Here is a 13499-nt window from a genome sequence, read left to right as displayed (position 1 = left end):
CGGGTGCGTTGTCAAGAGGTTGGCCTGCGGGGCGGCATCCGCCCACCGTGGTTTCCATGACTGGACTCGCAGTCATCCTGCTCATCGTCGGAATCGTCCTGCTGCTGCTCGGCGTTTCATCGAGGCAGCGAAGTTCCTGCTGTGGATCGGCCTCATCATCATCGTCATCGCGGTGATCGCCTGGCTGATGCGCTTCATCCGTCGTCAGACCTGAGTCCCCCAGCTCGGGCCTTCGGACGCCTCCGCGGGTCGTGGCGATCCCGGGCGTCGCCCCGGACGCCGGCGCCGTCGTCTCCCCAGCAGACGGCGCCGGCGTCATCGCGTCGTGCGACAGGTGGGAAAGGAAGGTCAGCGCCCGCCCATCGCGTCTTCTGGCGTGAGGTGCTCGACCGTCTTGCCGGTGTCGGCGAACGTGCGCGTCACATACGCGCCCGGATAGATCCAGAGGATGCGCATCGGCACGTCCCCGGTGTTCTGATAGCGGTGGAACGTGTCGGCGGGCACGTAGGCGGTGTCGTCCTTGACGAGATCGCGATGGATCAGCCCCTCTTCGTGGTCGTGCACCTCGACGAAGCCCTCACCCTCGAGGATCAGCACCTGCTCACCGCAGTTGTGGGAGTGCAGGGGTGCGCCCGCACCGACCGGATACACGCTGATGCCCGTGGTCACCTCGTTCGTGCCGCCGGCGGTGTCCTTCGTGATGAGGGGCCACGTCCTCACGGCGCCGCCGCGGTCGAGCACCTCGATCTCGTCGAAGATCCGGATCGTCGTCATGGTGTGCCTTTCACGTCGTGGGCGGTGGCGAGGGCATCGGCGGCGGCCGCGAGGGTCGCGTCGTCGGCGAAGACGAGGGCGTCACGGATGCTGCGCCCCGGCGTGTACAGCGCGTTCGAGCTCACCGCACCGGCCAGAAAGCGGTTCGGCCGCGCTGTCAGGGCGCCGAAGAATGCGCGGTGTGCGGCGGGGTCGTCGGCGAGCTCGGCCATCGAGGACTCGAGAGTCACGGGCGGGCGCGGGGGCGCAGCATCCGTCTCGGTCACCGCCCATTCGTGGAGACCCGCGTCGACCTCGAAGCGGCGGCCGTCAGGCAGCTCGACGACCCCTGTCGCGTTGGCGGGGACTTCGGCGCGCACCCGGAGGCCGCCGTCGACGCGCTCCCACCCCGACTCGGCGGGACCGTACGGGGTGTCGTGCCGTGCCCGGGCGTGGCTCAGGCGCGCGAGGGGCTTCGGCGCGATGCGGACGACGCGATAGCCCGGCTCGGCGGCCGAGAGTCCGGCGATCTCGGCGTGCAGCCACGCCGCGACCGAGCCGAGCGCGACGTGGTTGAACGAGATCATGGCGCCGGGGTTGAGCGAGCCGTCCGGGCGCAGGCCGTCCCAGCGCTCCCACACCGTCGTCGCGCCCACGGTCACCGGGTACAGCCACGAGGGCGACTCGGTCTGGAAGAGCAGTCGCTCGGCCGCATCGAGGTGGCCCGTCGCGGTGAGGGCTTGCGCGATGATCGCCGTACCCACGAGGCCTGTCGCGATGCGGTAGCCGTCGCGGCGGACGACGAACGCGAGACGATCGCCCACGCGCTGCCGCAGCCGCGGATCGTCGACCAGGTCGAATGCGATCGTCAGCGCGTAGGCGGTCTGGGTGTCGCACATCATGCGCCCGGTCGGGGTCACGAACGCGTCGAGGTAGGCGCGGCGCGACGTCTCGGCCTCCGCCTCGAGGCGGTCAGCCTCGACGTGGTGGCCCAGTCGCCGTGCGATGCCCGCGGTGAGCCGCGCGGTGCGCACGAGGTACGCGGTCGCGACGATGTCGGTGTCGGTGCGCCCGCGCGCGGGGGCGTTGGGCGGCGCGTTCGGGTCGAGCCAGTCCGCGAGCTGACGGCCGCTGGTCCAGAGCGCTTCGGCGTCGCGCTGCGCGAGCACGAGGTCGATCCAGTCGCGCATGCCCGGGTAGAACTCTGCGAGCAGCGAGGCGTCGCCCGAGCTCTCGGCGAGCACTTGCGGCACGATCGCGATCGCGTCGCCCCACGCCGCGACGGGCCCACGGTCGCTGAACCCGGGCAGCACGTCGGGGGCGAACAACGGCACGAGGCCGCCCAGCCTGCGCTGCTCGAGCGCGAGGTCGCGCAGCCAGGAGCGCAGGAAGGCGTGGCAGTCGAAGAGGAACTCCGCGGTCGGCACGAAGAGCTGCGTGTCGCCGGTCCAGCCGAGGCGCTCGTCGCGCTGCGGGCAATCCTGCGGCACCGCGAGATAGTTGCCGCGCAGCGTCCACACGACGTTCTCGTGGAACCGATTCAGCAGCGGATCGGATGCCTCGAACCAGCCGGTGCGTCGCAGGTCGCTGCCGAGTACCACGGCCTCGACGTCGGCCGCGTCGAACTCGCCGGGCCACCCGTCGATGTCGACGTACCGGAACCCGTGGAACGTGAACCGCGGCTCGAACACCTCGGGTTCGTCGTTGGTCCGGGGCGTTTCGCCTGCATCGTTCCTCGCTCGCTCAACGAACGGGTGGGGAGGTTCGGCTCGGGCGGTACCGGCGAGGGTGAAGGCGTCCGTCGCGGAGGCCCGGCGGAGGGGACGGAGGGCGAGCTCCGCCCCCTCGTCGAACGCGCCCTCGAGCACCTCGGCGTGACGCACGGTGACGACGGTGCCGCGGGGGCCGCGCACGCGCAGCCGCAGGCGTCCGACGACGTTCTGCCCGAAGTCGAGCAGGACGCGCCCCGATCCGGTGCGCGAGACCGCGACCGGCAGCATCCGTTCGATCTCGCGCACGGGCGGCGCCATGCGCGGCTCGAGGGCGGGCAGCGGTTCATCTATGACGGATGCTGCGACCCATGCCGCGTCGTCGAAGCCGGGGGCGTTCCACCCGGGGACGCCGTGACGTGCGTCGACCTGCTCGCCGGCGTAGATGCCGCTCGCCACGATCGGGCCGTCGCCGGACGCCCGCCAGCCGTCGCCCGTCGCGACCGTGCGGACCGAGCCGTCTTCGAACTCGATGCGCAGCTGGGCGAGGGCGCGGGGCTGGTCGCCGTAGAACCGCTTCGGAGCCGTGAGCACGTGGTACTCCTCGGTGTACCAGCCGCCGGCGAGCGAGAGGCCGAGCGCGTTCTCGCCCGCGCGAAGCAGCGCCGTCACGTGGGCGGTCTCGTAGACGAGGCGCTCGTGGTAGCTCGTCCAGCCCGGCGTCAGAACGAGGTCGTCGACGAGCGAGCCGTTGAGGGAAGCGTCGACCACGCCGAGCGCCGTCCAGTGCAGCGTGGCTGTGCGCACCGGCCGATCGACGACGAACGACGTGCGAAGCAGCGCCGGCTGCGCTGCCGCCTCGGGGTCGGGGAGGGCGATCGGCTTCGCGACCCACTCGTGGGCGAACGCCGCCCAGAGCGACAGCGGGGCGCTCCACGGGGTCTCGCCTCCGTCAGTGGATCCGGCGCGCACCTGCACCTCGGCGCGCTCGCCGGCCACGAGCGGAGCGAACGGCCAGTCCACGAGCACGCTGTCGCGCCCCTCGCGTCGCACCACCTCGGTGCCTCGGCGCAGTTCTGCCCACTCCTGGCGCCAGCCGGGTTCGTCGGACGAGACCGTCCATGTCAGGCGCGGCGTCGACGAGGCGACCGCCGCGGAATCGACGCGCAGTTCGGCGGTGAGGGTGGCGACACGGGAGGGCACGATCTCACGCTAGGTCGGGCCTCGCTTCGCGGGGTGCACGCTTACGTTGCCCAGGGCGCCCTCCCCGCAGCATCCGTCCCCGCTTAGTGTCGCCCGGAGAACACAGACATTGCCGAGCCCCGGAGGACGACATGCGACTCGACGTGACACCCATCGACGAGATGACACCGCGCCAGCGGGAGCTCGCCGACCGCATCATCGCGAAGCGCGGCAAGATCGGCGGCCCCTTCAAGGTGTGGCTGCACAGCCCCGAGCTGTGCGACCGCGTCGAGGCCCTCGGCGCGTTCGTGCGCTTCGATTGCAGCATGCCCGAGCGCATCCGCGAGTACGCGCTGCTCGTCGCGGCGCGGTACTTCGACGCGCAGTTCTCGTGGAACGCGCACGTCGACAAGGCGATCGCGACAGGCGTTCCGGCCGAGGCGATCGAGGCGCTCGCGACCTGGGGTGAACCCGACTTCGGCGACGACGTCGAGCTGCAGACGTTCCACGATTTCGCGGTCGAGCTGCTCACGACGCACTTCGTCTCGGACGAGACGTACACGCGGCTGACCGCGGTCTTCACCGACCAGCAGCTGGTCGACGCCATCGGGCTGCTCGGCAACTTCACGCTGCTGTCGATGTGCCTCAACACCTTCCAGGTCGACCTGCAGAAGGACCGCGTGCCCCCGTTCCCCGACGTGCGCGGCTACGCGAAGGTCGCCCCCGCAGGCGTCTGACACGCTGGATCGAGGTCCTGTCCCGATCGAACAAGGAGAACCATGGCCCAGCCCCAGGGCGCCCATCTGGTCGGCAGCGTCAACTACGACGATGCCGAGACGACGATCCGCACCGCCGCCGAGGTGCTCGGCGGGCACCTCAAGCGCATTCCGGACGGCGAGGTGGGGCCGCGGTTCCACTGGATCCTCTTCCAGCCCGACGTGCTCGCACAGGCCGACGGCATCGAGCGGGTCGGCGACCAGCCGATCCCGGTGAAGATGCTCGACGCGCGGCCGGTGCGAGTTTCCGACGGCGTCGACCCCGCGACGATCGAGTTCCCACCGCTTGGCTACGCAGCCGCGGCGATCGAGTCGTATGCGCTGTTCCGGCGCCTGCGGGACGAGGGCGCCGTGCCCGCGGGTGTGCGGTTCCAGGTGTCGCTGCCGACCCCGCTGGCGGTCGTCGGCGCGTTCTTCCCCGCCCACCAGCGGGCCGCGATCGAGCCGGTGTACCGCGCCGCCATGTACCGCGAGCTCGACGAGATCCTCGCCGCGATCGCGCACGACGACCTCGCGATCCAGTGGGACAACGCCGTCGAGTTCCAGCTGATCGAGCACGTCGAGTACCGCGGCAAGGCCGCGGTCGAGCCGTGGTGGGGCGACGATCTGTGGGGCGGCCTGGTCGCCCGGTCCGTGGAGCAGGCGGATCTGGTGCCCGACGACGTCGAGGTGGGTTTCCACCTCTGCTACGGCGACGTCGCCGAGAAGCACTTCGTGGAGCCGGCGGACGCCGCCAACCTCGTGCGCTTCGCGAACGGGCTGTTCGCGGCATCCGGTCGCCCGATCACGTGGCTGCACCTGCCGGTGCCCATCGAGCGCGACGACGAGGCGTACTACGCGCCGCTCGCCGACCTCGCCCTGCCGGAGGGCACCGAGCTGTACCTCGGGCTGATCCACCGCGAAGACGGCGCCGCGGGCGCGGCCGGCCGCATCGAGACGGCGCTGCGCTACGCACCGGTGTTCGGCGTCGCGACCGAGTGCGGCATCGGCCGCGCTCCGGCCGGAACGACCGAGGGGATCCTCACGACCCACGCCGAGGTCGCCACCGCCTGGTGACATCCGCACACGACGAAGCCGGCGCCCCTCGCGGGGCGCCGGCTTCTCGTTCGTGCGGGCGCCGTCAGTCCGTCTCGGGTGCGCCGCAGTAGTCGCAGTCGCTGTCGTCGCAGTACCAGTCGGCCGTGCGGTTCATGGCGAGCTCCCTTCAGCTGGTCGCGTGTCGCCGGGCATCCGGGCGGGGTCGCCTCTCGAGTGCTCGACGTCCGGCGATCGGGTGGTCACCTTCGTCGTGGGTGCGCCCGCGAGTGGCGGGTGCTTGCACCATCGTCCCACCGGCGACCGCGCACGGTCTGCACGCGAATGATGCACGAGAGGACACCCTGTCGGGACTCCCGGCGGTTACAGACGACTGTTAGAGTTTCAGTCATCTGTAACAAGGGAGTACGGACGATGACGATCGTGGCACCGAAGACGCCGAACCTGGGCCTGAGACTGCCGACCGACGAGGGGATCCTGCTCGTCGAGGGCGGGGACCGCCCGGGTCTCGTGCGCGCCATCTCGTCGGCGCTGTCCGAGAACGGCGCCAACATCGTCGCGCTCGACCAGTACACCGACGACCCCGAGGGTGGGCACTTCTTCCAGCGCACCGTCTTCCACGTCGACGACTTCGCCGCGGTGCGGCCTGCGATCGAGGCATCCCTCGACGCGGCACTCGGAAACGGTCTCGACCTCACGTGGACGCTCGCGGATCGCTCGGCCCCCAAGCGCGTCGCGATCCTGGCGTCGACGAGCGACCACTGCCTGCTCGACCTCTTGTGGCGCCAGCGGCGCGGCGAGATCCCGATGACGGTGCCGATGGTGATCTCGAACCACACCGTCGTGGCCGATGACGTGCGGTCGTTCGGCATCCCGTTCGTCCACGTGCCGTCGCAGGGGCCCGACAAGTCGGCGGCCGAGGAGCGGATCCTCGAGCTGCTCGTCGGCAACGTCGACGTGGTGGTGCTCGCGCGCTACATGCAGATCCTCTCCGAGGACTTCCTCGAGCGGATCGGCGTGCCCGTCATCAACATCCACCACTCGTTCCTGCCGGCCTTCATCGGGGCCGCGCCGTACCGCAAGGCGAAGGAGCGCGGCGTCAAGCTCATCGGCGCGACCGCCCACTACGTCACCGGGGACCTCGACGAGGGCCCGATCATCGAGCAGGACGTCGTGCGCGTCACGCACGCCGACACGGCCGTCGACCTGCAGCGCCGGGGCGCCGACGTCGAGCGCGCCGTGCTCGCCCGCGCCGTCGCGTGGCACTGCCAGGACCGCGTCATCCGCAACGGCCGCGAGACCGTCGTCTTCCAGCCCTGACCACTTCACCCCCGAAAGGCGATTCGAAGATGAAGACAGCCATGAGCACCACGCTCCTCACCGACTTCTCGCTCGAGATGACCGGGAAGGATGTCGACGACCTGCGGGCCGCGGCATCCGTGATCCCTGCCGGTACGCGCATCAACGTGACATTCCTCGGCAACGAGGACCTGCCGATGCGGCTCGCCGCGGCGAAGGCCGTGCTCGAGGGCGGATTCACGCCGGTGCCGCACATCTCCGCCCGGCGGCTGCACGACCAGGCCGAGCTCGAGGCGTACCTCGGTGCGCTCCGCGACGCGGGAGCCAGCGGGAGCGTCTTCGCCGTCGGCGGCGACCCCGCGACGCCGGAGGGACCGTACGCCGACTCGGAGTCGGTGATCCGCACGGGCCTGCTGTCTCGGTACGGCGTGCGGCACGTGAGCATCGCCGGGTACCCCGAGGGACACCCCGACATCCCCGACGACGTGCTGTGGGCGGCGCTGCGCGGCAAGGCCGCGGCCCTCAAGGAGCAGGGCCTCGAGGGCACGATCATCACGCAGTTCTCGTTCGACGAGGAGCCGGTGCTCGCCTGGATCGAGCGCGTGCGTGCCGAGGGCATCGATCTGCCGATCCGCATCGGCGTGCCCGGTCCCGCGGGGGTCAAGCGCCTCATCGGCTTCGCGCGCCGGTTCGGCATCGGGGCGAACGCGATGATCGTCAAGAAGTACGGGTTCTCGCTCACCAACCTCATCGGCACGGCCGGACCCGACAAGCTCATCGGCGCGCTCGCCGCCGGCTACGACCCCGCACGCCACGGCCGCGTGCACCTGCACTTCTACACGTTCGGCGGCCTCACGGCCACGAGCGAGTGGATCCGCGACTTCCGCGCGCAGTGACGCGCCGACCCCAGGAGAAAGCCATGAACGCACCCGCCACCACCCCCACCCTTCAGGACGCGATCGACGACGCCGGATCCCCGATCCAGCTGCTCTGGAAGCCGGGCGCTCCTGCGTGGACCGTCCCCGTCGTCGAGCCGGAGTTCTCGGGCTGGGGTGCCGAGCAGGCGGCGTGGCGCCAGAACGTCGCGCTGTTCGACCTGTCGTTCCACATGTTCGACACGTTCCTCGAGGGCCCCGACACCCTGCGCCTCCTCAGCGACGTCAGCGCCAACAACTACGCGAGCTTCGCGGTCGGCCAGGCCAAGCAGTTCGTCCCCGTCTCCTACGACGGCAACATCGTCGTCGACGGCATCCTGCTGCGCACCGGCGAAGAGGCGTTCACGCTCACCGGCGTGCCCGCCGCGCAGAACTGGGTCAAGTACCACGCCGACCAGGGTGGCTACGACGTCGCGTACTCGACCGACCCCGACTCCTCGGTACGCAAGGACCGCGACCCGAAGCTGTTCCGCTTCCAGGTTCAGGGTCCGCTCGCGGCGTACGCCGTCGAGCGCGCATTCGGCGGGCCGCTGCCCGAGGTGAAGTTCTTCCACTCCGTCGAGGTGTCGCTCGGCGGCATCCCCGTGCGTGCGCTGCGCCACGGCATGGCGGGGCAGGCCGGCTACGAGTTCATCGGCGACTTCGCCCACTACGGCGCCGTGCGCGAGGCGCTGCTCGCGGGCGGGGAGCCCTTCGGCATCCAGCCCGTGGGTGGCAAGGCGTACTTCACGAACGGCGTCGAGAGTGGCTGGATCCCCACGCCGACCCCGGCGATCTACACCGACCCGCGCCTCGAGGACTACCGTCGATGGCTGCCGAAGTTCTCGTACGAGGGGATGAAGCCGCTCGGTGGCAGCTTCTACTCCGACCGCATCGAGGACTACTACATCTCGCCGTGGGAGCTCGGATACGGCCGCTCGATCTCGTTCAACCACGACTTCATCGGCCGGGACGCGCTGCTCGCCGCCAAGGATGACGTGCAGCGCAGCAAGGTCACGCTCGAGTTCGATCGCAGCGACGTGGGCCGCGTGCTCGGCGCCGCCGGCTCGAAGTACCTCAACTCGTACGGACGCTTCCGCATCGAACAGGGCGGGCAGCTCCAGGGCATAACGTTCTGGACCTCGAACATCGCCCCCGTCGGCACCGTCCTGTCGCTCGCCCTCGTCGACCACGCGGTCGCGGAGCCCGGTACCGAGGTCGAGGTCGTCTGGGGCCAGCACCCCGGCCACGGTGTGGCGAGCGACGCCGACCTCGGGCTGACCCGCATCCGCGCCACGGTGCAGAGCTCGCCGTACAACGAGTTCGCCCGCACGACCTACCGCGCGAACGTCGCGGTCTGACACTCCGGATGAGACGGATGCCGCGGCCCGCGGCATCCGTCCACAACACGAGGGTGGGGCGATGAGCCAGCGAAGTCACGCGCACATCCGCGATTTCCACGACGACGACCTCGAGGGGATCGTGCGGCTGTGGGAGCTGTCGCACGAGGGCGGCGAGACGCCGGTGTACTCGCTGGCCGAGGTCATCGCGTCGTGCCAAGCAGACCATGCCGTCGTCGCGGTCTCGGGGGAGCGGATCCTCGGGGCCGCGGTCGGCCGCGCCGCGCACGCGCAGGGCTGGATCGTCTTCTTCCGCATCGACGACGACCGCACACCCGCGCTCGACGCGGAGCGGCTCGGCGCCGCCCTCCTCGACCGCCTCGAGCGACGCATGGCGCCCCTCGGTCTCGGGAAGCTGTCGGTCATCGTGTCCGACGAAGCGCAGGGCGTGCCGCACCTCACCGGCAACGGCTTCGAGGTGCGCCATCACCTCCGCTACTTCGAGCGCCCGCTGCCGGTGCAGCGGCGCGAGCTCGATCTGCTCAAGGAGGTCGGCGGCCGCATCCTGCCGCGCCGGCTCTGGCACAACGTCGCGGGGATGGCACGCGAGAAGCTGCTGCTCGAGGAACGCCTCGTCACACCGCTCGCGCACCCCGAGCTCGCGGCCCGGTACGGCGTGCTCCCCCCGCGCGCCGTCATGCTCTTCGGGCCGCCGGGCACCGGCAAGACGACGTTCGCGAAGGCCGTCGCCTCGCGCCTGGGCTGGCCCTTCGTCGAGGTGTTCCCCTCGCGGCTCGCGGACTCGCCCGCGGGACTGCCGGCGGCGCTGCGCCAGACGTTCGAGGTGATCGCCGAGCTCGAGCACGCTGTCGTGTTCATCGACGAGGTGGAGGAGATCGCCTCGCGGCGGCGCGGCGACCCGCCCTCTCCCACGCAGGGCGTGACGAACGAGCTCCTGAAGCTGCTGTCGGAGTTCCGTGAGCTCGAAGGGCGCCTCCTGATCTGCGCCACGAACTTCGTTCGTGCGCTCGACGCGGCGTTCCTGCGCCACGGCCGGTTCGACTACGTGCTGCCGATCGGATTGCCGGATGCCGACGCCCGGCGCGCGATCTGGATCCGCTACGTGCCCGCGGGCGTGGTGGACGGGATCGACCTCGACGCCCTCGTGGACGCGAGCGAGGGACTCACGCCCGCCGACATCGAGTACGCGGTGCGTCGGGCCGCGCAGGACGCGCTCGCCGGCGCGCTGCAGGGCGCTCCGGTCGCGACGACGACGGGAGCGATCGTGCTTCCTGACGTCGACGAGTCGCCGGTTCTGCTCGAGACCCGCCACTACCAGCGCGCGTTGCGCTCGACCCGCGCGACGGTGTCGAAGAGCGCCGTGCGCGACTTCCTCGAAGACATCGACGCGCTTGCGCGTCTCTGACAGCCCTTACCCCACCGATCGGAGAGACATGACCGCCATCGTGCTGGACGGAGTCGCCACCGCCGCCGCCGTCAAGGAAGAGCTCACGGAACGCGTGCGCGCCCTCCGCGAGCGAGGCGTCGTGCCCGGCCTCGGGACGCTGCTCGTCGGCGACGACCCCGGATCGCGCTCGTACGTCACCGGCAAGCACCGCGACTGCGCCGAAGTCGGTGTCGAGTCCATCGCCGTCGACCTGCCCGCGACCGCCACGCAGGCCGAGATCGCGCAGGCAGTGCGCGCGCTGAACGCGGACCCGGCCGTCACCGGGTTCATCGTGCAGCTGCCGCTCCCCGCAGGCATCGACGAGAACGCCATCATCGCCCTCATCGATCCCGCCAAGGACGCCGACGGCCTCCACCCCGCCAACCTCGGACGTCTCGTGCTCGACGTCGACGCATCGGACGACACCGTGCCGCTGCCGTGCACGCCCGTCGGGATCGTCGAGCTGCTCACACGCAACGGCGTCGCGACCGCAGGCAAGCATGTCACCGTGATCGGCCGCGGCATCACCGTCGGGCGGCCGCTCGGGCTGCTGCTGTCGCGCCGCGGGATCGACGCGACCGTGACGCTGACGCACTCGCGCACGCCCGACATCGCCGACCAGGTGCGTCGCGCCGACATCGTCGTCGCGGCCCTCGGGGTGCCGCACTTCGTGCGGCCGGAGTGGGTCCGCCCCGGCGCCGCGGTGCTCGACGTGGGAGTCACGCGAGTGGGCACGACAGCGTCGGGCAAGGCGAAGCTCGCCGGCGACATCGACCCGGACGTGGCGGCCGTCGCGGGGTGGATCTCGCCCAATCCGGGCGGCGTCGGCCCGATGACGCGGGCCATGCTCGTCGCGAACGTCGTCGCTGCCGCCGAACGGAGCGTGGCGCCCGAGTCGCGCGAGCTGGTCGACGCCGGCTGGAGTGCCGGGCACGCCTGACTCGTGTTGCCGGGGGAAGCGGGATGCTGCGGGCCGCGGCATCCGTCTCCCCATCCGTCGTCGAGGGTCAGCGCACCGGCCACATGGTGCCGGTGGGCACCTCCTCGTCGAAGGTCGACGTGATGAGGTGCAGTGCGGCCGACAGCGCCGCCTGGTCGACGTCGCCCAGGGCGGCCTCGACCTCGCGGTTCACCGCGGCGACGCGCTGGCGGCCCTCGTCGGCGACCTTGAGGCCCTCGGGCGTGACCTCGTACCAGATGACGCGGCGGTGGATCGGGTGCGGGACGCGCCGCACCCATTCCTCGGCCTCGAGGCGGTTGAGCGCTGTCGTCGTGCTCTGCGGAGTGAGGCGGAACAGGCGGGCGAGGTCGGACGCCGACATGTGACCGAGCTCGTCGAGGTGCACCATGATGCCGAGCTGGGTGACGGTGAGACCGAGGTCGTCGATCGCCTCGACCACCCGGCGATGCAGGGCCTGATTCGCCCGCCACAGACGGTAGGGGATGCCGCCCAGCCACTCCGATGGCCGCTCCGGCTCGTTCAGCACCATGTCGCCTCCTTGCGCTACCGGTTCACATTATCAGGAATTCCAATCATTGAAGGGGAATGACATGTTTACAGATGACTGATACTGTCGGATCAGACCCGCATCGAGGCGGGTCGTGGAAGAAAGCGAATAAGCATGCCCAGTCTCGAAGACGAGATCCAGAAGGCCGGCGGGCCGCTCCAGCTCCTGCGCAGCGGACGCTCCGGTGCGTACGCCTTTCCGGTGAAGCCGGAGTTCACCAATTGGCGTGACGAGCAGGAATCGTGGCGCTCGACGGCCGCACTCATGGACCTGTCGCTGCACATGCCCGACCTCATCGTCCAAGGACCGGACGTGTTCCGGCTGCTTGAGCACATCGGTGCGAACAGCTTCCGCAACTTCGGCCCGATGAAGGCGAAGCAGCTCATCGCGGTCGGCCACGACGGCAACATGGTCGGGGATGCGATCCTGTTCTGCCTCGGCGAGCAGCTGGTCCGCATCGTCGGGCGGCCGCCGGCGCTCAACTGGGTGCAGTTCCACGCCGAGACCGGCGACTGGAACGTCACCGTCCGCAAGGACGAGCGCTTCGTGCTCAACCCCAACCGCGAGTACTACCGCCTGCAGCTGCAGGGACCGACTGCCGGCGAGATCTTCGAGAAGGTCAACGGCGGACCCATGCCCGAGATCAAGTTCTTCCACATGGGCAAGTTCAGGATCGGGAAGTACGAGACCACCGCGCTGAACCACCGGATGTCGGGGTTCCCCGGGCTCGAGTTCTTCGGGCCGTACGAAGAGCTCCAGGGCGTCCGTGAGACGCTCCTCGAGGCCGGCGCCGAGTTCGGCATCACCCAGATCGGCGGCCGGGCCTACGCGTCGGTCGCCACCGAGTCCGGCTGGATCGCCAACACGCTGCCCGCCGTGTACTCGCAGCCCGAGATGAAGCCGTTCCGCGAGTGGCAGAACGCGCGCTCGTTCGAGGGCACGCTCGCCATCGCCGGCAGCTTCGTGTCGGAGCGCATCGAGGACTACTACGTGACGCCGTGGGACCTCGGCTACACCCACATCGCGAAGTTCGACCACGATTTCATCGGCCGCGAGGCGCTCGAGGCCCGCATCGACGAGCCGCACCGCCGCAAGGCGTGGGTCGAGTGGAACAGGGACGACGTCGCACGCATCTTCGCGAGCATGTACAACGAAGGCGCGGACCGCTTCAAGCACCTCGAGATGCCGTTCGCGACGTACACCGCGACGCAGTTCGATCGGGTCGAAAAGGCCGGCGCCCACGTCGGCAACATGAACCTGACGACCTACTCGTCGAACACCCGGAGTTGGATCTCGCTCGGCTCGCTCGACGAGGAGGCGCAGGTCGGCGACGAGGTCGAGCTCACGTGGGGCGAGCCCGCCGGCAGCGTCGACAGCCCGTTCTACGAGCGCCACACGCAGACCACGGTGCGCGCCACCGTGATCGCGCGGCCGTTCTCCGAGACCACCGAAGGCTCGGGCAACCGGCAGGTGGCGGCCGTCGGCGTTGCCTGACGCTCAGGCGATAAGGGCCGGGAACCACGGTTCCCGGCCCTT

General features: G+C 70.3%; 11 protein-coding genes. 8 read left to right on the top strand and 3 right to left on the bottom strand.

Annotation, left to right across the window (positions count from 1 at the left end):
• Positions 1 to 348: 348 nt before the first annotated feature.
• Positions 349 to 774 carry a cupin domain-containing protein gene (locus tag ACFQ7C_RS01925; protein ID WP_378897182.1) on the bottom strand — a complete coding sequence of 142 codons (426 nt, stop codon included), beginning with the start codon at positions 772 to 774 and terminating at the stop codon, positions 349 to 351.
• Positions 771 to 3665 (bottom strand): family 78 glycoside hydrolase catalytic domain, encoded by a 2895-nt coding sequence (locus ACFQ7C_RS01920; RefSeq protein ID WP_378897180.1) that lies wholly within the window; start codon positions 3663 to 3665, stop codon positions 771 to 773. Before ACFQ7C_RS01920 ends, ACFQ7C_RS01925 begins: the two co-directional genes overlap by 4 nt.
• Positions 3666 to 3796: 131 nt before the next feature.
• On the opposite strand from ACFQ7C_RS01920, the gene ACFQ7C_RS01915 reads away from it, so the two are divergent.
• From ACFQ7C_RS01915 to ACFQ7C_RS01885, 7 genes are all read left to right on the top strand, one after another.
• Entirely contained in the window at positions 3797 to 4381 is a 585-nt protein-coding gene (locus tag ACFQ7C_RS01915) for a carboxymuconolactone decarboxylase family protein (RefSeq protein ID WP_378897177.1), read from the top strand.
• Positions 4382 to 4423: 42 nt separating this feature from the next.
• Positions 4424 to 5476, top strand: a complete 1053-nt coding sequence (locus tag ACFQ7C_RS01910; protein WP_378897174.1) for a hypothetical protein — start codon at positions 4424 to 4426, stop codon at positions 5474 to 5476.
• A gap of 393 nt (positions 5477 to 5869) precedes the next feature.
• Positions 5870 to 6775: a formyltetrahydrofolate deformylase gene (gene purU / locus ACFQ7C_RS01905; RefSeq protein WP_378897171.1), complete on the top strand. Its 906-nt coding sequence runs from the start codon at positions 5870 to 5872 to the stop codon at positions 6773 to 6775.
• Positions 6776 to 6816: 41 nt separating this feature from the next.
• Positions 6817 to 7650 carry a methylenetetrahydrofolate reductase gene (locus ACFQ7C_RS01900; protein WP_378897169.1) on the top strand — a complete coding sequence of 278 codons (834 nt, stop codon included), beginning with the start codon at positions 6817 to 6819 and terminating at the stop codon, positions 7648 to 7650.
• Between the two features lie 23 nt (positions 7651 to 7673).
• Positions 7674 to 9029 carry an aminomethyl transferase family protein gene (locus ACFQ7C_RS01895; RefSeq protein ID WP_378897166.1) on the top strand — a complete coding sequence of 452 codons (1356 nt, stop codon included), beginning with the start codon at positions 7674 to 7676 and terminating at the stop codon, positions 9027 to 9029.
• Positions 9030 to 9090: 61 nt separating this feature from the next.
• Entirely contained in the window at positions 9091 to 10434 is a 1344-nt protein-coding gene (locus ACFQ7C_RS01890) for an ATP-binding protein (RefSeq protein WP_378897164.1), read from the top strand.
• Positions 10435 to 10462: 28 nt separating this feature from the next.
• A complete protein-coding gene (locus ACFQ7C_RS01885) occupies positions 10463 to 11395 on the top strand; it encodes a bifunctional methylenetetrahydrofolate dehydrogenase/methenyltetrahydrofolate cyclohydrolase (protein ID WP_378897162.1) in 933 nt (310 codons plus the stop codon).
• Positions 11396 to 11462: 67 nt separating this feature from the next.
• Here ACFQ7C_RS01885 and ACFQ7C_RS01880 read toward each other — a convergent pair whose 3' ends face one another.
• Positions 11463 to 11945, bottom strand: a complete 483-nt coding sequence (locus ACFQ7C_RS01880; protein ID WP_310287154.1) for a MarR family transcriptional regulator — start codon at positions 11943 to 11945, stop codon at positions 11463 to 11465.
• 132 nt (positions 11946 to 12077) lie between these two features.
• Between ACFQ7C_RS01880 and ACFQ7C_RS01875 the strand changes: the two genes are divergently transcribed.
• Positions 12078 to 13457, top strand: coding sequence for an aminomethyl transferase family protein (locus tag ACFQ7C_RS01875; RefSeq protein ID WP_378897159.1), 1380 nt, complete (start codon positions 12078 to 12080; stop codon positions 13455 to 13457).
• Positions 13458 to 13499: the final 42 nt, after the last annotated feature.

Source organism: Microbacterium sp. NPDC056569 (assembly GCF_042793475.1).
GTDB lineage: Bacteria > Actinomycetota > Actinomycetes > Actinomycetales > Microbacteriaceae > Microbacterium.
Note: the sequence above shows the minus strand (reverse complement) of the source record. Positions and strands in the feature narration are given on the sequence as shown.